This is a genomic window from Microbispora sp. CA-135349 (assembly GCF_050947365.1).
Taxonomy (GTDB): Bacteria; Actinomycetota; Actinomycetes; order Streptosporangiales; family Streptosporangiaceae; genus Microbispora.
In genome coordinates this window covers 3,314,238-3,333,470 of the sequence record NZ_CP192001.1, presented here as the reverse complement: position 1 = coordinate 3,333,470, position 19,233 = coordinate 3,314,238, and the positions used below count along the sequence as shown (strand labels likewise).

General features: G+C 72.4%; 20 protein-coding genes. 6 read left to right on the top strand and 14 right to left on the bottom strand.

Annotated features, from left to right (window positions below; genetic code table 11):
* Nucleotides 1-102: 102 nt before the first annotated feature.
* From ACQPZZ_RS15590 to ACQPZZ_RS15570, 5 genes are all read right to left on the bottom strand, one after another.
* Nucleotides 103-978 carry a segregation and condensation protein A gene (locus tag ACQPZZ_RS15590; protein ID WP_432932684.1) on the bottom strand — a complete coding sequence of 292 codons (876 nt, stop codon included), beginning with the start codon at nucleotides 976-978 and terminating at the stop codon, nucleotides 103-105.
* 43 nt (nucleotides 979-1,021) lie between these two features.
* Nucleotides 1,022-1,909, bottom strand: coding sequence for a ParA family protein (locus ACQPZZ_RS15585; protein WP_432932681.1), 888 nt, complete (start codon nucleotides 1,907-1,909; stop codon nucleotides 1,022-1,024).
* 86 nt (nucleotides 1,910-1,995) lie between these two features.
* Nucleotides 1,996-2,934: a site-specific tyrosine recombinase XerD gene (locus ACQPZZ_RS15580; protein ID WP_432934408.1), complete on the bottom strand. Its 939-nt coding sequence runs from the start codon at nucleotides 2,932-2,934 to the stop codon at nucleotides 1,996-1,998.
* 14 nt (nucleotides 2,935-2,948) lie between these two features.
* Entirely contained in the window at nucleotides 2,949-3,578 is a 630-nt protein-coding gene (locus tag ACQPZZ_RS15575) for an NUDIX domain-containing protein (RefSeq protein ID WP_432932680.1), read from the bottom strand.
* Nucleotides 3,575-5,245, bottom strand: a complete 1,671-nt coding sequence (locus ACQPZZ_RS15570; RefSeq protein WP_432932678.1) for a CTP synthase — start codon at nucleotides 5,243-5,245, stop codon at nucleotides 3,575-3,577. The genes ACQPZZ_RS15575 and ACQPZZ_RS15570 overlap by 4 nt, the downstream gene beginning before the upstream one ends.
* A gap of 156 nt (nucleotides 5,246-5,401) precedes the next feature.
* On the opposite strand from ACQPZZ_RS15570, the gene ACQPZZ_RS15565 reads away from it, so the two are divergent.
* Complete coding sequence (locus ACQPZZ_RS15565) at nucleotides 5,402-6,097, top strand: acyltransferase (protein ID WP_432932676.1); 696 nt, start codon at nucleotides 5,402-5,404, stop codon at nucleotides 6,095-6,097.
* 100 nt (nucleotides 6,098-6,197) lie between these two features.
* A complete protein-coding gene (locus ACQPZZ_RS15560) occupies nucleotides 6,198-6,776 on the top strand; it encodes a Uma2 family endonuclease (RefSeq protein ID WP_432932674.1) in 579 nt (192 codons plus the stop codon).
* A gap of 48 nt (nucleotides 6,777-6,824) precedes the next feature.
* Here the strand turns inward: ACQPZZ_RS15560 and ACQPZZ_RS15555 are convergent, their stop codons facing one another.
* From ACQPZZ_RS15555 to uvrB, 3 genes are all read right to left on the bottom strand, one after another.
* Nucleotides 6,825-7,430, bottom strand: coding sequence for a DUF4126 domain-containing protein (locus ACQPZZ_RS15555; protein ID WP_432932672.1), 606 nt, complete (start codon nucleotides 7,428-7,430; stop codon nucleotides 6,825-6,827).
* A gap of 126 nt (nucleotides 7,431-7,556) precedes the next feature.
* Nucleotides 7,557-8,105 (bottom strand): hypothetical protein, encoded by a 549-nt coding sequence (locus ACQPZZ_RS15550; RefSeq protein WP_432932670.1) that lies wholly within the window; start codon nucleotides 8,103-8,105, stop codon nucleotides 7,557-7,559.
* A gap of 261 nt (nucleotides 8,106-8,366) precedes the next feature.
* Nucleotides 8,367-10,478: an excinuclease ABC subunit UvrB gene (gene uvrB / locus ACQPZZ_RS15545; protein WP_432932668.1), complete on the bottom strand. Its 2,112-nt coding sequence runs from the start codon at nucleotides 10,476-10,478 to the stop codon at nucleotides 8,367-8,369.
* Between the two features lie 239 nt (nucleotides 10,479-10,717).
* Here uvrB and ACQPZZ_RS15540 point away from each other — a divergent pair, with 239 nt between their 5' ends.
* The 3 genes from ACQPZZ_RS15540 to ACQPZZ_RS15530 are packed head-to-tail and all read left to right on the top strand — an operon-like array spanning nucleotide 10,718 to nucleotide 13,274.
* Entirely contained in the window at nucleotides 10,718-11,755 is a 1,038-nt protein-coding gene (locus ACQPZZ_RS15540; RefSeq protein ID WP_432932666.1) for a hypothetical protein, read from the top strand.
* The gene (locus tag ACQPZZ_RS15535) at nucleotides 11,752-12,459 is read left to right on the top strand and encodes a hypothetical protein (RefSeq protein ID WP_432932665.1); all 708 of its coding nucleotides are present in this window, start codon (nucleotides 11,752-11,754) and stop codon (nucleotides 12,457-12,459) included. Before ACQPZZ_RS15540 ends, ACQPZZ_RS15535 begins: the two co-directional genes overlap by 4 nt.
* Nucleotides 12,432-13,274 (top strand): inositol monophosphatase family protein, encoded by an 843-nt coding sequence (locus ACQPZZ_RS15530; protein ID WP_432932663.1) that lies wholly within the window; start codon nucleotides 12,432-12,434, stop codon nucleotides 13,272-13,274. The genes ACQPZZ_RS15535 and ACQPZZ_RS15530 overlap by 28 nt, the downstream gene beginning before the upstream one ends.
* A gap of 17 nt (nucleotides 13,275-13,291) precedes the next feature.
* Here the strand turns inward: ACQPZZ_RS15530 and ACQPZZ_RS15525 are convergent, their stop codons facing one another.
* The 6 genes from ACQPZZ_RS15525 to ACQPZZ_RS15500 form a co-directional block, all read right to left on the bottom strand.
* Nucleotides 13,292-13,897, bottom strand: a complete 606-nt coding sequence (locus tag ACQPZZ_RS15525) for an energy-coupling factor transporter transmembrane component T family protein (protein ID WP_432932661.1) — start codon at nucleotides 13,895-13,897, stop codon at nucleotides 13,292-13,294.
* Nucleotides 13,894-14,568: an energy-coupling factor ABC transporter ATP-binding protein gene (locus ACQPZZ_RS15520; protein ID WP_432932659.1), complete on the bottom strand. Its 675-nt coding sequence runs from the start codon at nucleotides 14,566-14,568 to the stop codon at nucleotides 13,894-13,896. Before ACQPZZ_RS15520 ends, ACQPZZ_RS15525 begins: the two co-directional genes overlap by 4 nt.
* Nucleotides 14,569-15,714, bottom strand: a complete 1,146-nt coding sequence (locus ACQPZZ_RS15515; RefSeq protein WP_432932657.1) for a thiolase family protein — start codon at nucleotides 15,712-15,714, stop codon at nucleotides 14,569-14,571. It abuts the gene before it with no gap.
* Nucleotides 15,715-15,728: 14 nt separating this feature from the next.
* The gene (locus tag ACQPZZ_RS15510) at nucleotides 15,729-17,111 is read right to left on the bottom strand and encodes an AMP-binding protein (RefSeq protein WP_432932655.1); all 1,383 of its coding nucleotides are present in this window, start codon (nucleotides 17,109-17,111) and stop codon (nucleotides 15,729-15,731) included.
* Nucleotides 17,112-17,118: 7 nt separating this feature from the next.
* The gene (locus ACQPZZ_RS15505; protein WP_432932653.1) at nucleotides 17,119-17,730 is read right to left on the bottom strand and encodes a biotin transporter BioY; all 612 of its coding nucleotides are present in this window, start codon (nucleotides 17,728-17,730) and stop codon (nucleotides 17,119-17,121) included.
* Nucleotides 17,731-17,859: 129 nt separating this feature from the next.
* Entirely contained in the window at nucleotides 17,860-18,705 is an 846-nt protein-coding gene (locus ACQPZZ_RS15500; RefSeq protein ID WP_432932651.1) for an NAD(P)H-binding protein, read from the bottom strand.
* Nucleotides 18,706-18,814: 109 nt separating this feature from the next.
* On the opposite strand from ACQPZZ_RS15500, the gene ACQPZZ_RS15495 reads away from it, so the two are divergent.
* A complete protein-coding gene (locus tag ACQPZZ_RS15495; RefSeq protein ID WP_432932649.1) occupies nucleotides 18,815-19,216 on the top strand; it encodes a winged helix-turn-helix transcriptional regulator in 402 nt (133 codons plus the stop codon).
* Nucleotides 19,217-19,233: the final 17 nt, after the last annotated feature.

Here is a 19,233-nt window from a genome sequence, read left to right as displayed (position 1 = left end):
CCTCGCTCGTCGTGCGGGTGGTTCCGTCTCTGCCGTGCCGTCGCCGGCGCCGCTCTTCGGCGCTTCCCGTCCGGCGCCTCGGCACGACCGGAGCCGCCCGTCTCACTCGTCCCGTGCGGCGGCCGCCTCGTCGGGCCGCTCCTCGCGCCGGCCGTCGTCGTAGTCGTCGCCGACCGTGACGTCGCCGTCAGCGGTTCCCGTCCAGGTGACGTACAGGTCGCCGAGCGGTTCGACCTGCTCGAAGGAGACCGCGGCCTCCCGGAACAGCTCAAGGACGGCCAGGAAGCGGGCGACGACCTCGAACGTCCCCGCGCAGTCGGCGGTCAGCGCCCGGAAGGTCGCCGTCTGCAGCCGCCTCAGCCGCTCGACAAGGATAGCGGCTTGCTCCCGGACGCTCGCCAGCGGTTGATAGATGTGCGAGACCGACACCGACGGCGGAGCCTTCGGGGTGAAGGCCCTTGCCGCGATCTTGGCGAGCTGCTCGGGCCCGATGCCGAGCACGAGTTCCGGCAGCAGATCGGCGAAGCGCTTCTCCATCGGCACGACGCGCGGGAAGCGCAGCGCCTCCTCGGCCATCCGGCCGGAGAAGATCTTCGCGACCTCCTTGTACGCCCGGTACTGCAGCAGCCGCGCGAACAGCAGGTCGCGGGCCTCCAGCAGTGCGAGGTCCTCCTCGTCCTCCACCTCTCCGGTGGGCAGGAGCCGGGCCGCCTTGAGGTCGAGCAGGGTCGCCGCGACGAGCAGGAAGTGGCTGGTCTGGTCGAGGTCCCACTCCGGGCCTCGCGACCGGATGTACGCGATGAACTCGTCGGTGACCTTGTGCAGGGACACCTCGGTGATGTCCAGCTTGTGCTTGGAGATCAGCCCGAGCAGCAGGTCGAACGGCCCCTCGAAGACGTCCAGGTGCACCTGGAAGCCGCTCTGCGCGCTCTCCTCGCTCCCCTGGTCGGTCTCCTGGCCGGTCGTCACACCTGCCATTGTCCCCTACCGGCGTGTACGCCCGGCACCTACGTCATCACTGTCAGACGCGGGCGGGCCATCTGGCCAGCAGCTCGCGGGCCAGCTCGCGGTAGGCGGTGGCGCCCATCGAACCGGGGTCGAACTGCGTGATGGGCTCCCCCGCCAAAGTGGCGTCGGGGAAGCGCACCGTCCGGTTGATGACGGTGTGGAACACCTTGTCGCCGAAGCCCTGCATGATCGTCTGCAGCACCTCGCGGGCGTGCAGCGTCCGCGGGTCGTACATCGTGGCGAGCAGGCCGTCGATCTCCAGGTTCTTGTTGAGGCGCTCCTGGACCTTGCCGATCGACTCCATCAGCAGCGCCACGCCACGCAGCGCGAAGAACTCGCACTCCAGCGGGATCATCACGCTGTGCGCGCAGGTCAGCGCGTTGACCGTGAGCAGGCCGAGGGACGGCTGGCAGTCGATCAGGCAGATGTCGTAGTGCGGCAGCAGGGGCTCCAGGGCCCGCTGGAGGGCGTACTCCCGCGCGACCTCGTTGACGAGCCGGATCTCCGCACCGGACAGGAAGATGTTGCTCGGCAGGAGCTGCATGCCCTCGACGGTGGTGTCGATCAGCACGTCCTCGACCGTGACGTCGGGCTCCTCCATGATGAGGTCGTAGACCGTCGCCTCGAGCGGCCGGGGGTCGATGCCGAGACCGACCGACAGCGCACCCTGCGGGTCGAAGTCGACGAGCAGGACCCGCTGGCCCACCTCGGCGAGCGCCGCGCCCAGGTTGATCGTGGTCGTCGTCTTGCCGACGCCACCCTTCTGGTTCACCATCGCGACGATGCGCGCGGGCCCGTGCGACTCCGGCGGTGTCGGCTCGGGGAACACCGGACGGGGACGGCCGGTAGGCCCGATCGCGCCGGGAGCGCCCACCCACGTCCCGTCTGTGGTCGCAGTCACCTGTTGGTCCTCCCTGACGGCCCTCGAACCTGATCGAATCTAAAGGGTAGGCACGTGGTCGGCAAGGCGGCGCGCCACGGGCGTCTTTACAAATGCAACGCGCGGGGATGCGCCGCCGCGTAGACCTCCCGGAGCTTGTCGACCGTCACCAGGGTGTACACCTGCGTGGTGGTCACCGAGGCGTGGCCGAGCAACTCCTGGACAACCCTAACGTCGGCGCCCCCGTCCAGGAGGTGGGTTGCGAACGAATGGCGCAACATGTGCGGCGATACACCGGACAGTCCGGCTCGTTCCGCCGCCGCCTGAAGCACCTCCCAGGCGCCCTGCCGGGTGAGCCGCCCGCCCCGCGCGTTGAGGAACAGCGCGGGCGTCCCCCGGCCGTGCGCCGCCAGACCGGGCCTGGCCCTGACCACGTACGCGTCGAGTGCCTGGCGGGCGAAGCGGCCGAGGGGCACGATCCTGGTCCGCCCGCCCTTGCCGCGCAGCCGCACCTGCTCCTCGACGTTGTCCGGGCCTGTGGGCACGTCGTCCACCGCCAGCCCGACGGCCTCGGAGATCCGGGCGCCCGTGCCGTACAGGACCTCCAGCAGCGCGCGGTTGCGCAGGGCGAGCGGCGACTCCTCGGGGCCGCAGGCGGCGATGAGCCGCTCGACCTCCGCGACGGTGATCGCCTTGGGGAGCCGCCGGAGCTGCCGCGGCGGGCGCACCTCGTGCGCGGGGTCGTGACCGGCCACGCCCTCGCGGAGGGCGAAGCGGTGCAGCCCGCGCACGGCCGACACGGCGCGGGCGGCCGAGCTGGCGACCAGCGCCGGATGGTCCTCGTCGCCCTCCCGCAACGCGGCGAGGAAGGCGACCACGTCCGACTCGTCGACCTGCGCGAACGTCTCGAGCCCGCGCGCCCGCAGATGTTCGACGTATCGGCGCAGGTCGCGGCGGTAGGACGCGAGCGTGTTGGCAGACAGCCCCCGCTCCACCGCCAGATGGGCGAGGTAGCTGGACAGCACCGCCTCGGGCTCGCTCAGGATGTCTCCCTACGGACTCATGCCTCCGGCGCGTCGGCGGGACGAAGGCCCTTGAATCCGTCGGCGGAAGCAGCGTACGCGGCGAGGATACCGGCGACGGCAGGAGAATTGTGGATCATTCCGCTCAGCGCCTTGCCGACCGCCGTGGCCAGGGGGATCCAGACCGCCGGCATGTCGGTCTCCTCGTGGTGGCGCACGTAGGTGTTCTCCTCGTCGGGGATCGGCTCCACGCCGCGGGCCAGGAAGACCCGGATGCGCTCGTCCGACATGCCCGGGGAGGTGCGCAGGTCGACCAGCGTGTGCCACGTGCGCGCCCGGTAGGCGGCCTCCTCGGCGAGCTCGCGCGCCGCGCACTCCACCAGCGGCTCGCCCGGCACATCGCGGATGCCGGCGGGCAGCTCCCACAGCAGGCGCCGGGCGGGGTGCCGGTACTGGCGGATCAGCAGCACCCGGTCCTCGTCGTCGAGGGCGAGCACCGCGACCGAGCCGGGGTGGACGACGTAGTCGCGGTCGGCGGTCACCCCGCCGGGCATCTCGACGGTGTCGGTGCGCACCGTGATGATCCGCCCGGCGAAGCGCTCGGCGGAGGCGACGACGTTCCAGGACTCCTCGGAGTCCTCCACATTCACCGTGTTCTCCGTGGTCACTTGGCCCGCCCCGCCTTCGCCGCGTTCTCGCGCCGGCCCGCGTACTCCAGCGCGGCCTGGACCAGCCCCTTGAACAGGGGATGCGACCGGGTCGGGCGGGAGCGGAACTCGGGGTGGGCCTGCGTGCCGATGAAGAAGGGGTGCTGGTCGGTGGCCAGCTCGGCGTACTCGACGAGGCGGCCGTCGGGCGACAGGCCGGAGAACACCATGCCGACCTTCTCCAGCCGCTCCCGGTAGGAGTTGTTCACCTCGTAGCGGTGCCGGTGCCGCTCCTCCACCTTGGCCTTGCCGTACAGGCGGCGGGCCAGCGAGCCCTCCACGAGCTTGGCCGGGTAGAGGCCGAGCCGCATGGTGCCGCCCATGTCGCGCTCCCCGGCGACGACGTCCTTCTGGTCGGCCATGGTGGAGATGACCGGGTTGACGGTCTCGGGGTCGAACTCCGTGCTGTCGGCGCCCTCGATGCCGGCCAGGTTGCGGGCCGCGTCGATGACGATGCACTGCATGCCCAGGCAGATGCCGAGCAAGGGAACGCGCTGTTCGCGCGCGTGCCGTACGGCGCCGACCTTGCCCTCGATGCCGCGCACGCCGAAGCCACCGGGGATCAGCACGCCGTCGACGCCGTCCAGCTCGCGGGCCGCGCCCTCGGGGGTCTCGCAGTCGTCGCTCTTGACCCAGCGGATGTTCACCCGCGCGTCGTTGGCGAAGCCGCCCGCGCGCAGCGCCTCGGTGACCGACAGGTACGCGTCGGGCAGGTCGATGTACTTGCCGACCAGCGCGATCGTGACCTCCTTTGCCGGGCGGTGGACCCGGCGCAGGAGCTGGTCCCACTCGGTCCAGTCCACGTCGCGGAACGGCAGGCCGAGCCGGCGCACCACGTACGCGTCGAGCCCCTCGGCGTGCAGGACCTTCGGGATGTCGTAGATCGAGGCCGCGTCGATCGCCGAGACGACCGCGTCCTCGTCCACGTCGCACATCAGGCTGATCTTGCGCTTGAGCGAGGTGGTGATCGGACGGTCCGAGCGGCAGACGATCGCGTCGGGCTGGATGCCGATGCTGCGCAGCGCGGCGACCGAGTGCTGCGTGGGCTTGGTCTTCAGCTCCCCGCTCGGGCCGATGTACGGCAGCAGGGAGACGTGCAGGAAGAAGACGTTGTCGCGGCCGACCTCGTGGCGGACCTGCCGGACGGCCTCCAGGAACGGCAGCGACTCGATGTCGCCGACGGTGCCGCCGACCTCGGTGATTACCACGTCGACGTCCGGTCCGGCCATGCCGCGGATGCGGTCCTTGATCTCGTTGGTGATGTGCGGGATGACCTGGACGGTGTCGCCCAGGTACTCGCCGCGGCGCTCCTTGGCGATCACGTTCGAGTAGACCTGGCCGGTGGTGACGTTCGCGGAGCCGTGCAGCTCGGTGTCGAGGAAGCGCTCGTAGTGGCCGACGTCGAGGTCCGTCTCGGCACCGTCGTCGGTGACGAACACCTCGCCGTGCTGGAAGGGGTTCATCGTGCCGGGGTCGACGTTCAGGTAGGGATCGAGCTTCTGCATCGTGACGCGGAGGCCGCGAAGCTTGAGGAGACGACCGAGGCTGGAGGCCGTGAGTCCCTTGCCGAGACTGGAGGCGACGCCGCCCGTGACGAACAGATGCTTGGTTTGTGCGGCGCTGCGCAAGAGGAGCTCCCGTGGTCGATGTCGATCCGGCCGTCCGGATTGGACGCCGCGATGCCCACGGGCTCTCAGAATATCAAACGCTGGGCAACATTGGGCTTGCCACGTGCGCTAACCCGCCATAGCCGACAAGCCGACCTAACGGTAACTTGTCGCGTTATGTCGTTCGTGAAGCGCGCCGTCGGCCGTCTGGTGCACCGAGGGTGGGCCTACGTGCGGGAGGCCGCGGCGATCAGCCCGGCCGCACCCGCGGACTACCGGTTCCGCAGCATGGGCGAGGGAGTGTGCCTGTCCTTCCCCCAGGGCGCCATCTTCGGCGAGCAGTGGATCGAGATCGGCCCGCACACGCTCGTCGGGGAGCGGGTGTCGATCTCCGCCGGCATGGGCCCCGGCGTGGACCTCGGGCCCGCCTCGATCGTGCGGATCGGCCGGGGCTGCTCGATCGGCAGGGGCAGCCACATCGTCGGCCACCAGTCCATCGACATCGGCGACGACGTCTTCACCGGCCCCTACGTCTACATCACCGACCAGAACCACGTGTACGACGACCCGGAGACGCCCATCGGCCGGCAGTGGCCGCGCAACAAGCCGGTCTCCATCGGCTCGGGTTCCTGGATCGGGACGGGGGCGATCATCCTGCCGGGGACGCGGATCGGCCGCCAGTCGGTGGTCGCGGGCGGCGCCGTGGTGCGCGGCGAGTTCCCCGACCACTCGGTCATCGCCGGCGTCCCCGCCAAGATCGTCCGACGGCACTCCCCCGACCTCGGCTGGCACAGCCCCTCTGCCGCCCGCCGTACCTCCCCGCTGCCCGCCGACCCCCGCCTCCGCCCCGAGCACGAGTCGCGTACGGCCTGACCGAGCGCCGGCGACCTTCAGGAGAACGAGTCGCCTCCGACTACCGTGGGTGGCAGGATTGTCATGTCGAGTGATCGCTCTAGTGAGAGGAGGACACCGGATGACCGCGGCTTTCCCCGAGTGGTTCTATCCCGGTCCGCCGGGCGGATGGACCGCCGACATGCTCGACCACCTTCCCCCCGACGCCCCCGCGCACGTCGAGCTGATCGATGGGTCTCTCATCATGATGTCCCCCCACACCGCGTTCCACATGTTCATGCTGCGACTGCTTGAGCGGGAGCTCACGCCTCCTCAGGACCTGTGTGTCATACGCGAGATGAGCATCACCCTTGGTCTGCGGCAGCGGCCCGAACCGGACCTCATGATGGTCAAGCGCAGCGCGCTGACCGACCTCAAGACGACTTCCTTCCGACCGGAGGACGTCCAGCTAGTGGTCGAGGTGGTCTCTCCCGAGTCGGCGGAAAGGGACAGGATGACGAAGCCGATCAAATATTCCAATGCCGGCATCAAATACCTATGGCGCATCGAGCTGGAGGATCAGGAGCCGGTCGCGTACACGTTCGAGCTGGAGCCGAGCGTGAAGGCGTACGTGCCGACCGGGATCCACCGCAAGCGCCTCGCGACCTACGTCGGCTTCGACGTGGACATCGACCTGGACCTGAGCCGGTTCCTCGACTGATCCACCCTGTGGAGCGTCGGCGCGAGACGCGGATGCCGCGCCCCGCTCTCAGCCGGGCGACGCGGCGGCCCGGGCGCGGCGAGCCGCCCGATAACGCCGCACCCTGCGAATGAGCCGCCAGGCCACGAACGCCAGCAGCGCCAGCGCCACCACCACCAGGACGGGCAGGAAGATCGCGATCAGGCTCATGCCGAGCGAGCCCACGTCCTCGACCGTGCTGACGACCGGCGCACCCACACCCACCGTGGTGGCGTTCACCACCGGCCGCGCGGTGGCCTTGATCGTATGCACGGTGAGGGCGACGGCGATTCCCAGCAGCCAGCCGACCGCCGGGTGTTCGGCCATCCACGCCGAGTTGTCGATCTTCGCCGCGGCCGCCGTGGCGCTGAAGACCACGCCGCCCGCGGCGGGCCGCACCGCCGTCTGGATCATGTCGTTGACGTGGTCGACCACCGGCACCTTGTCGAGCACGAACTCGGCGATCATCAGCACGGCGACGATCGCGAGGACCCAGGTGTCGGACAGCCAGGCGTACTCGTGCGGCAGTCGCACTGCGTCGGTGAGCCGCGCGAGCACGCCGACGAGCAGCAACGGGATGTACGCGTTGAGCCCGGCGGCGGTCGACAGCCCGAGCCCGGTGAGCGCCGCGAACATGAGCACCTCCTCCGGCCGGTGGGGCGATCCCACCTTCCCGTCAACGGACGGCGCCGGCGCCGTGTCCCCGGCTTCTCCGGCGAATCGGCCCTGCGACACCCCACGGGCGCCGCGGAACTCGCGGCGTCACTGCCCTTGCCGGCCGGCGGGTTCGAGCACCAGCACGGCGGTGTCGCCCTCGACTCGTGCGAGCCGCAGGCCGACGTCGCCGATGCGGCCCGGCCTGCTCACGCTGATCGTCAGCGCTCCCCTGACCCGGCAGCGGTCGTTGTAGCAGCTCCGGCTGATGCCGATGTTCGTGCCGTCGACGACCGTCGAGGTGCCGGTGAAGGTGAGCCTCACGGCGTCTTCCCGCAGCCCGATCACCGTGATCTCGTCCACACCGAGCCCCGGATCGATCGGGATCCGGTCCCCTTCGCGCACTCGTGCCTCGCAGTCGCCGTCCCGGCACCCGGTGAGGTCGCTCGGCGTCGCCGACGTGCTGGGGACCGGCGCCGGCACCGGCGTCGCGGACGGGCCGGGAGAGACGGGGGCGAGCATGACCGGCCGGCTCACCGGCGTCGTGGCGGACGACCGCGCCGCACCCCCGCCGCAACCGGCGAGGAGCACGGTCACCGACCCGGCGGTGAGCGCGAGGCGAACGGCGGGGCCGGACGCGATGGTCGTCGAACGCATGATTTCCCCGATTGCCACAGACGGACTCGCCCGGCGGCAGCCGCTCCGCATGAGCCGCTCCCACAACGCGTGGAAGCGCATCCACACGCGGACGAATGCGTTCCCCGCACGAGCCCAGGTCAACCACGCTTCGCACCGTGCGCCGCTCAACTCCTCACGAACTGAAACGGCGTTTCCCCCGGATGCGGCGCTGCGGTTCGGCGCGATTTTTGTCGCGCGCTCATCCGCTGCCGGACGGGATATCGCGTGCTCATCGCGCCGTCACTTCACGCCGGCCTCGCGCATGTCGCGGACCTCCCGCTTGAGCTCCTTGATCTCGTCGCGCAGCCGGGCCGCCACCTCGAACTGCAGATCGGCGGCGGCGTTGTGCATCTGCTCGGTCAGCGACTCGATCAGCGACTCCAGCTGAGCACGTGGCATCTCCCCCGCGATCGCCTTCGCGTGCTGGCCCGCCCCGCGCGACGCGAGGCCGGGCACCGGCGCCTTGCCACGCGACTGCTGGCGCCCGGCGCCGCCGAGAAGCTGCGCGGTGTCGGCGTCCTCCCGGACAAGGCTGTCCAGGATGTCGGCGATCTTCTTGCGCAGCGGCTGCGGGTCGATGCCGTGCGCCTCGTTGTAGGCGATCTGCTTGGCCCGGCGCCGGTTGGTCTCCTCGATCGCCCGCTCCATGCTGGGCGTGATCTTGTCGGCGTACATGTGGACCTGACCGGACACGTTGCGGGCCGCGCGGCCGATCGTCTGGATGAGCGAGGTCTCCGAGCGCAGGAAGCCCTCCTTGTCGGCGTCGAGGATCGACACCAGCGACACCTCGGGCAGGTCGAGGCCCTCACGCAGCAGGTTGATGCCGACCAGCACGTCGAACTCGCCCAGCCGCAGCTCGCGCAGCAGCTCGATGCGGCGCAGCGTGTCGACCTCGCTGTGCAGGTAGCGGACCCGGATGCCGTTGTCGAGGAGGTAGTCGGTGAGGTCCTCGGCCATCTTCTTGGTCAGCGTGGTGACCAGGACCCGCTCGTCCCGCTCCGCCCGGGCCCGGATCTCCTCCATGAGGTCGTCGATCTGGCCCTTGGTCGACTTGATGATCACCTCGGGGTCCACCAGGCCGGTGGGGCGGATGACCTGCTCCACCACCTCGCCCTTGCTGCGGCCCAGCTCGTACGGCCCCGGCGTCGCGGACAGGTAGACGGTCTGCCCGATACGCTCCAGGAACTCCTCCCACTTGAGCGGGCGGTTGTCCATCGCCGACGGCAGGCGGAAACCGTGGTCGACCAGCGTCCGCTTGCGCGAGGCGTCGCCCTCGTACATCGCGCCGATCTGCGGGACGGTCTGGTGCGACTCGTCCAGGACGAGCAGGAAGTCGTCGGGGAAGAAGTCGAGCAGCGTGTGCGGCGGGCTGCCCTGCTCGCGGCCGTCGATGTGCCGCGAGTAGTTCTCGATCCCGGCGCAGGTGCCGACCTGGCGCATCATCTCGATGTCGTAGGTGGTGCGCATGCGCAGCCGCTGGGCCTCGAGCAGCTTGCCCTGCCGCTCCAGGTCGGCGAGCCGCTCCGCCAGCTCCGCCTCGATGCCGGCGATGGCCCGCTCCATCCGCTCGGGACCGGCCACGTAGTGGGAGGCGGGGAAGATGTGCAGCTCGTCGTCCTCGGCGACGACCTCCCCGGTCAGCGGGTGCAGCGTCGCCAGCTTCTCGATCTCGTCGCCGAACATCTCGATGCGGACGGCCAGCTCCTGGTAGACCGGGATGACCTCGACCGTGTCGCCGCGCACCCGGAACGTGCCCCGGGTGAAGGCCAGGTCGTTGCGCGTGTACTGCATGTCCACCAGCCGCCGCAGCAGCTGGTCGCGCTCGATCTGCTGGCCGACCTTGAGCCCGACCATCCGGTCGACGTACTCCTGCGGAGTGCCCAGGCCGTAGATGCAGGAGACCGAGGCGACGACCACCACGTCGCGGCGTGACACCAGCGACCAGGTCGCCGAGTGGCGCAGCCGCTCGACCTCCTCGTTGATCGAGGAGTCCTTCTCGATGTAGGTGTCGCTCTGCGGGACGTACGCCTCGGGCTGGTAGTAGTCGTAGTACGACACGAAGTACTCGACCGCGTTGTTGGGCAGCATCTCGCGCAACTCGTTGGCGAACTGGGCGGCGAGCGTCTTGTTCGGCTGCATGACCAGCGTGGGGCGTTGCACCCGCTCGATGAGCCAGGCCACCGTCGCGGTCTTGCCGGTGCCGGTGGCGCCCAGCAGGACGCTGTCCTTCTCACCGGCCCTGACCCGGCGCTCCAGCTCCGCGATCGCCGTGGGCTGGTCGCCGGACGGCGTCATTTCGGTGACGACCTGGAAGGGCGCGACCTTCCGCTGCAGGTCCGTCATGGATGTCATCGGCCGCTCAGCTCCTCACTCGCCCCGTCCACCGGCGCGGGCGGCCGCACAGACACGCGCGCCCGCTCCGGTTCACCTCCATAACCTACGCGCGGTCACCGACAATTCCGCTCCCCGCGCCCCGCCCGCCCGGTCCCGCGGGAAAGCCGCACGTCACCCGGCGGGATCTTGGCCGGACCATGACCCTGTCGTTACGATTCGAGCCGGGGCCGACACTGACGGGATGGCGGGGCTGACCTATGGCGGGGTTGCGAAGTGCCGTCGGCCAGTCGCTCGCGTGGGCGGCCAAGAACATCGACGGCGCCATCGCCCTCGTGCTGGCCGTGGCCGTGGGCGTGCTCGGCGTGCTGCCCGACGAGGTGATTCCCGAGAAGGTGAAGTCGCAGCTCGTCAGCGGCACCACGCTGGTCGTCCTGGCCCTGGTCGCGACCGCGCTGCTGCGCGACCGGGTCCGGCAGGAGCCCGTCGAGGAGGCCATGCACGCGACCTCGGGCGTCCTCACGCGGCTGCCCGAGCGCCTGGACCGGCTCGACGAGCTGGAGGACCTGGTCGCGGGCACCCGCCGGGCCCTGGAGGACATGGCGGTCATCCGCATCCTGGGCAGTCAGCACGAGATCGCGCAGGCGCACGCGGACGCGCGGCGGGGCACCGACCGCTGGACGTTCAAGGGCGGCACCGGCACCTACATGCGCGCGGTCACGCTGCCCGAGTGCGTGGCCGCCGCGCGGCGGGAGAAGCGTCACCTCACGGTCCGCCTGGAGATCATCGACCCGACGGACGAGGCGGTGTGCGAGAGCTACGCGCACTACCGCAGGTCGCTGTCGGACCGCCCGGACGGCACCGGCGAGGTGTGGACGACCGACCGGGCCAGGAAGGAGTCGTACGCGAGCGTCCTGGCCGCGTTCTGGTACCGCCAGCGGTACGGCCTGCTCGACATCGCGGTGGGGCTCTCGCCGGTCATGACGACCTTCCGCTGGGACATGTCGGGCCGCGCCCTGATCATGACGTCGGAGGACCCCAACCGGGCCATCATCGCCTTCAGCGGCTCGTTCTTCTACGAGAGCTGCGGCACCGAGCTGCGCACGAGCTTCGAGCAGGCCCGCCGCGTGCCGGTCGACCGCTACCGCTCGGTGCCGTTGAGCGACGAGCCGACCGTCGAGGAGGTCCGGAGGCTGTTCGAGCGCGTCGACCTCCCGCTGCCCAAGTCGTTCACCGACCGCGACGTGGTCGAGGTCACCCGCAAGGCGTTGCGCGCCAAGGATCCCTACGCGCCATGAGATATCAGGACGTGCTCGACGTGCTCGCCGGCGGAAGCGCCCGCGAGTGGGCCCTCGGTGTGCTCGGCGGGATCGCAGAGGGCGGCCCGCGCGGCTCGGGCGGCTCGGGCGGCCCGCGCGGCTCGGGCGGCCCGCGCGGCTCGGGCGTGCGGGGCGTGCGGCACCCGCTGGGGTTCCTCTGCCTGCCGCTGGTCCGTGAGGGAGACCTCGGCGTGTGCGTGCACGTCTGGACCGCCTCGGCGCGGCGCGCCCGCAGCACCACCTCCCAGGTCCACTGCCACAGCTGGGACCTGGTCAGTCACGTCCTCTACGGTCAGGTGCGCAACGTCCACGCCGTGGTGACCGACACCACCCGCTCCCCCACGCACCGCGTCTTCGAGGTGGTCAGCACCCCTTCGGGTGACGTCATCCGCCCCACCCCGAGGACCGTCGCGTACGCGCCCGGGCGCGCCGAGCTGTTCGGCCCCGGGGACACCTACACACTCGTCGCGGGCGCCTTCCACAGCAGCGTCATCCCGGAGGACGGCGAGGCCGCGACCGTGGCGCTCGGCCGCGGCAGGCCGGGCCTGGGCGATCTTTCGCTCGGGCCGCTCACCACGCCTCTCCACCACGTCAGGCGGGAACGCCTCGACGACGCCGAGACCGCACGTGCCGCCGAACTGGCCAGGAGGAGCCTGTGGACCTCGAACACGCCAGACGGGTAGCCGTCGAGGCCGCCCTGTCCGCCGGGGCCGTGCTGCGCGAGAGCGCGCCGGGGGCGGTCGCCGTCCACGACAAGGGCGGGTCGGGCGACGTCGTCACCGACCTCGACCTGGCCGCGGAGAAGCTGATCCTGGACCGCATCCGGGCCGACTTCCCCTCCCATCGGATCGTGGCCGAGGAGTCGGGCGTCCACGGCGGCGAATCCCCGGACGGCGGGTGGACGTGGCTCGTCGACCCCCTCGACGGCACGAACAACGTGGCGATCGGCCTTCCGGCCTACGTCGTGGGCCTGGCGCTGTGCGAGGGCGGCCGCCCGGTGCTCGGGGTGGTCCACGAGCCGCTCTCCGGTCACACCTGGTCGGCCGTCACGGGCGCCGGGGCCCTCGGGCCGGCGGGGCCGCTGACCGGGCCGCCCCGCCGTGACCTGCCGCACGGCCCGGTGCTCGCCTGGACGCAGGGCCACGGGGTCTCCCGGCGGGATCCGGCGGCACGGTCGCTGAAGATGACGATGGACGCCCGCGCCCGGCGGGTGCTCCAGCTCTGGGCGCCGCTGCTGTGCTGGGCGATGCTCGCCCGCGGCGACATCGACGGCATGATCGGCTACCGCGCGGAGGGACTCGACCTGCCCGCGGGGGCCCTGATCGCGCGGGAGGCCGGTGTGGAGATCCTGGGGCTCGACGGCGGTCCTTTCGAGGCGTCCGCCGAGGGCCCGCCCGAGGACCGCAGCTTCGTCGCCGGGCCGCCCGCCCTGGTCGGGGACCTGCTCGGCATGGTCGCCGAGGCCCGCCGCCTGGCGCCCGCCCTGCCGCCGCTCTGACTTTCCGCAGACCCAGGTCAGTCGTCGAGACCGCGCGCGGCGAGAGCCTCGCCCAGCGCGTCGGCGTGCCGCAGGGCGCCCACCACCAGCGGGACGGCGAAGGCGCGCGGGCTCCGCTCGACCCCCCTGGCGCGCTGGGCCTCCCGCACCCGGGCGACCAGATCCGCGATCACCGGCACGCTGCGCAGCGTGAGCGACAGCAGCAGCGACACGCGGAACGGATCGAGGCCGGCGAACCTGACGGGGGCGAGGCAGCGCTCCAGGCAGGCCATGAGCGCGCTGGTGCGCGTCGTGAGCGTGACCAGCCCGGCCAGGGCGACGGCGAGCACGACCCGGAGCGTCGAGGACGCCGCCGTGGGCAGATCCGCGAACACCAGCTGCACGCCGAACAGGGCCACGGCGAACCAGCGGACGGGCCGCACCTGCGCCCAGGCCGCGGCGAGCCCGACCCCGGAGAGGGCGTACAGGAGCACCACGACGGCCGCGGCGCCCGCCAGCGCCGCGGGCGAGCGCAGCAGCAGAAGCGCGGTGCAGGACAGGGCGAGCCCGGCGAGCTTGGCCCCGGCGGGCAGCCGGTGCAGGAGCGAATCGCCGGGCACGTAGGCGCCGGTGAGCCCGCTCACGCCATCATCTTCCTGTAGTGGCCGATCGCGGCGGCGGGCTCGGCGTCGGCGACGACGCGCCCCTCGTCGATCACGAGCACGCGGTCGAAGTCCTCCAGCAGCGGGAGGTCGTGGGTCACCACGACCACCTGCTGCGGAAGAGCCCGGAGCAGCGCGGCGACCTGCCGGGAGTGGCGCAGGTCGAGCAGCGTGGTCGGCTCGTCCATGACGAGGATCTCCGGTTCGAGCACCAGGACCGAGCAGAGGGCGAGCAGCTGCTTCTGACCGCCTGACAGGTGATGCGCGGGGTGGTCGGCGTGCTCGCCCAGACCGTACCTCTCCAGGATCTCCCGCACCCGGCGCTCGACCTCCTCGCGGGTCAGCCCCTTGCGGCGCAGCGAGAAGGCGACGTCCTCGGCCACCGTGGGCATCACGATCTGCGCGTCCGGGTCGGTGAACACGAACCCCACGCCGCGCCTGATGCGGGCCGCGTCGCGGCGGGTGTCGAGCCCCGACACCGTCACGGTGCCCGACGACGGCAGGACCAGGCCATTGACGAGACGGGCGAGCGTGCTCTTGCCCGACCCGTTGGCCCCGACCACGCCCACGCGGCGCTCGGTGAGCGAGGCGGTCACGCCGCGCAGCACCTCGCGCTGCCCGAGCCGCACATGGACGTCCTCCAGCCGGATCACTCACACCACCTCGAACAGGGCGGCGATCCCGAGCCCGCCGCCGACCGCCACCGCCGCCAGGCCCAGCGTCCCCTGCGGCGCCCCTAGGAGCCGGCTGAACAGCCGGGTCACCACCACGGCGCCGCTCGCGCCCCAGGGGTGGCCGAGGGCGAGCGCGCCGCCGTCGGCGCACACCCGATCGGTGTCCGCGCCGAGGGGGTCGAGACCGAGCGCGTCGGTGACCGCGAGCACCTGCGCCGCGAACGCCTCCACGATCTCCACCGCCGCCACCCTCTCCAGGTCCGTGCCGGTCCGCCGCAGCACGCGCCGTACGGCGGGCACCGGTCCCCACCCGGGGAGCGCGGGATCGCAGCCGGCGACGGCGCCGGCCAGCAGGCGCAGACCGGGCAGGCCGGCCGCCGCGCGCAGCCGCTCGGGCACGACCGCGACGGCCGCGGCCCCGTCGCTCACCGGGGAGGAGTTGCCGGCCGTCACCGTACCGCCCGGCACGAACGCGGCGGGCAGCCGGGCCAGCGACTCCGGCCGCAGCACGCGCGGGCGCTGGTCGTCCGTCCGGCCGCCGATCGGCACGATCTCGCGCGTGAACCGGCCCGCCTCCCGGGCGGCCAGCGCCCGCGCGTGGCTCCGGCAGGCGTACGCGTCCTGGCGTTCGCGGGTAACGCCGCGCGCGGCGGCGAGCGCCTCGGCGGCCGGGCCCATGTCGGGGTCGGGGTGCCCCTCCGGAGCGAACGGCGCCCGCTCGTACGGCACGCCCGGTCCGCCCCCGCGCCGGTCGAGCCGCAGCGGCGCGGTCGAGGCGCTCTCGACGCCCCCGGCCACGACCAGGTCCGCGTCGCCGCTGCGCACCGCCTGGGTGGCCAGCAGGATCGCGGCGAGACCGCTGCCGCACTGCCGGTCGACGGTGACGCCGGGCACCTCGTGACCCATCCCCGCGGCCAGCGCGCAGACCCGTGCGAGATTGCCCCCGGGTCCCGTGCAGTTGCCCAGCACCACATCGTCCACGGGGACGCCGAGGTGCGCCACGTCGCGGGCGACCGCCTCGATGACGGGCGCGGCGAGCCGATCGGCCGTCAGGGTCCGGAACGCGTGACCGGCCGTGCCGATGGGAGTGCGGCGGGCGGCGACGACGACGGCGTGCTCGTCCATGTCACTCGTCCATGTCAGGTGAGCCGCCTCAGGCCGGGGTCGTCACCCGCGGCCAGCCTGGTGGCGAGGAGCCCGCGGGCCGGCTTGCCCGCAGGGGTCCGAGGCAGGGACTCGGCGGCGTACCAGCGCCGGGGCCGCTGCGCCGGGTCGAGTTCGGCCCGCGCCGCCGCCTCCAGCGCGGCCCTCGACGCGCCGTCGCCCGCGGCGCCCCCCTCGACGACCGCGGTGACCACGGCGCCCAGGTAGGGGTGCGGCGTGCCGACCACGACCACGTCGTCCACTCCCGGCACCTTCCTCAGCACCTCCTCGACGTCCTCCGGCACCACCGTGGCGCCGCCGGTCTGGATCGCGCCGTCGCCCCGGCCGCGCAGCCGCAGGACCTCACCGGGCCGGTGCGGCTCCGCCAGGTCGCCGACCGTCATCCAGCCGTTGTCCTGCCGCAGGGGGCCGGTCGCACCGGCCAGGTAACCGTCGCAGAGCCACGGGGAGCGCACCCACACCTCGCCCAGAACCTGTCCGGGCGGCACCCTGACGTCGATCTCCACCCCGGGGAACGGCCGCAGCCCGGCGCCGTCGGCGTCCACGGCGACGAACGACAGCTCGGTGGCGCCGTAATAGGACACGACCCGCACTCCGGCCGCGGCGGCCCGGGTGCGGGCCCCGGCGTCCAGGGCCGCCCCGCCGACCACGGCCGTACGCAACCGGCCTCCGGCCTCGCCCAGGGCGTCGAGCACGGCGGGCAGCCGGTGGGGCACCACGTGGACCGCGGTGGCCCGCCGCAGCGGCTCGGCCAGCCCGCCGGGTGACCATCGGCCGGGGACCACGGCCGTCGCACCCGCCGCCAGCGCGTGCACCGCGGCGAAGCCGTACAGGGAGGAGACCAGCGGGCCGGGGATCAGCACGACGTCGTCAGGGCCGATCCCGGTCAGCGCGTCCAGGTGCGTGAACGACCCGGTCCAGGAGGCGCGGGTGCGCACCACCGCGCGGGGCCTGCCGGTGCTGCCCGAGCTGAAGCAGGCCCAGGTGAGGTCGTCCGGCGCGGGACGGTGCTCCACGGCCGGGCCGTCCGCCTCCGGCAGCGGGACGTCGAAGCGGGCGGCGACCGGCACAGCGGCCATGACCTGCGCCCGTCGTTCCTCGCTCCAGGCGTGGTCGCACAGCAGCGGCGTGGCTCCCGCGAGGTCGGCGGCGAGCACGGCGACGAGCAGGGCCACCGGGTCGGCCTGGGCGGCCGCCACGAGCGCGCCGCGGCCGATGCCCTCGTCGGCGAGGGCGCGGGCGGCGCGGCCGGCCCGGTCCGCGAGTTCGGCGTAGGTGAGGTCGCCTCCCGGACCGGACACCGCGATCCGGTCGGGGCGGACAGAGGCGTGCCGCATGACCTGGGCGGCTACCGGCACGGGCGCGTCACCGCCCGCCTGCGCGCAGCCGCTCGCTGTGCACCGCGGGGACCGCGTCGGGGTAGGCCCGCTGGGTGCCCCGCGCCACGAGCGACGCCAGCACCGCCTTGGCCAGGTCGCCCGGCAGGAAGGCGGCGCTGAGCAGCGCGGTCTTGCCCAGGGACAGCCCGGTGACCAGGGCCTGAACGGGGATGCCGCACAGGTAGACCACGCCGACGCCGCCGGCGAGGCAGGCGATCACCAGCCGCACCGTGCCCGGCGCGCGGCCGCCGCGTTCGACGATCCATCCGGTCAGGGCCGCGCCGGGAAGCCAGCCGATCAGGAAGCCGGCCGAGGGACCGGTGAAGACGCCGAGCCCGCCGCGGCCGCCGGCCAGCAGCGGCAGCCCCGCGGCGACCAGCACGAGCAGGACCACCACGGCGAGGGCGGACCGCCACGTCCCCAGGATCACCCCGGCCAGCATGACACCGAGTGTCTGCAACGTGATCGGCACCGCGTCGCCGAAGAGGTTCAGCGCCCCCGGCAGGCCGAGCACGGCGATCAGCGCGGCGAAGACGCTGACTCTGGCGATGTCCGCCGCGGGGAAGCGCCTCCGCGGCGTGCTCTGTTCGTCAGTCACGGATCGATCCCATACCAAGACCCTCCGCACGGCGAATGAGGATTCCCACAACATTCCGCCGTGTCGTTCTCACCCGCGCCCATAGCCGCCGGCCGCCCGGTGACCAGAACTCCGGAGGCGACGTCGCAGTTACCGGAAGGCTTCGGCGTTGCGGCGGGCCCACTCGGCGAAGGGGCGGGGCGCGCGGCCCAGCACGTGCTCGACATCCGGGCTGAGCCGCAGTTCGGCGGCGCTGGGCTCGCCGAGGACGGCCAGCGAGGTCTCCACGGACGCCTCCGGCATGAACGGCGCCATCCGCGCCCGCGCCTCGGCCCGGGTCAGCTCCACGAACCGCACCGGCTCACCGAGGGCCGCCCCGATCGCCTCGGCCTGCTGCCGGGGCGTGACGGCCGCCGGTCCGTTCAACACGTAGGCACGGCCCGCGTGTTCGTCCTTGCGCAGAGCCGCGGCCGCGACCTCCGCGATGTCCGCAGGATCGATCACCGGGATCCCGACGTCGCCGAACGGCGCGGCGACCGTCCGCTCGGCGCGTACCGACTCCGCCCAGGCGTAGGCGTTGGACGCGAAGACGCCGGGCCGCAGGATCGTCCAGGCCAGGCCCGACTCGCGCACCGCCTCCTCGACCGCCCGCATGACGCCTCCGTGGGACTCCGACTCCGGCCTGGTCACCACGCCCTGCGAGGAGAGCAGCACCACCCGCGCGATCCCGGCGGCCCTGGCCACGTCCAGGATGGCCCTCGGGTCGAGCCCGACGCCGCCCGTGCCGCCGTCGTGCAGGAACAGGGCCTCGGCGCCGTCGAAAGCGGGCCGCAGGGTCTCCGGCGCGGCCAGGTCGGCCCGTACGTGTCCGGTCCCCCTCGGCAGGTTCACCGGGGCTGTGCCCCTCGACACCGCCGTCACCCGCTCCCCGGCCTCCGCCATGGCCCGCACCAGCGACCGACCGACGTTCCCGGTCGCACCCGTCACCACAAACATGATCGACTCCCGCGTCTTTCCCAGTGGTCTCTCGCGATGACGGCGACGCTAACAGCCTCTGTATAGTAGGTACCTAGAGGAAAGTGACTACCTCAGAGGGGTGCAACCCGTGGCGACCGAGACGAGCCCGCCGGCGGCCGACCCCACGGCCGACCCCGAACTGGCCTGCCCGATCTCCCCTGTCGTCGACATCGTGTTCAGCCGGTGGACCTCGCCCATCCTCTGGTCGCTCCACGCCTTCGGCCGCCAGCGGTTCGTCGAGCTGGAGCGGCGCATCGAGAACATCACCCCCAAGGTGCTCACCCAGCGCCTGCGCCAGCTGGAGCGCGACGGCCTGGTCGTCCGCACCTACCATCCCGAGGTGCCGCCGCGCGTCGAATACGAGATCAGCGAGCTCGGCCGCACCCTCTCCCCGGTCTTCGCCCAGATCGCCGAGTGGGCCGCCACCAACCTCGACCACGTCGAACGGGCGCGGCGACGCTACGACGACGCCGGGGCGCCCCGCGGCTGAACCGTCCGCGAGCGCCG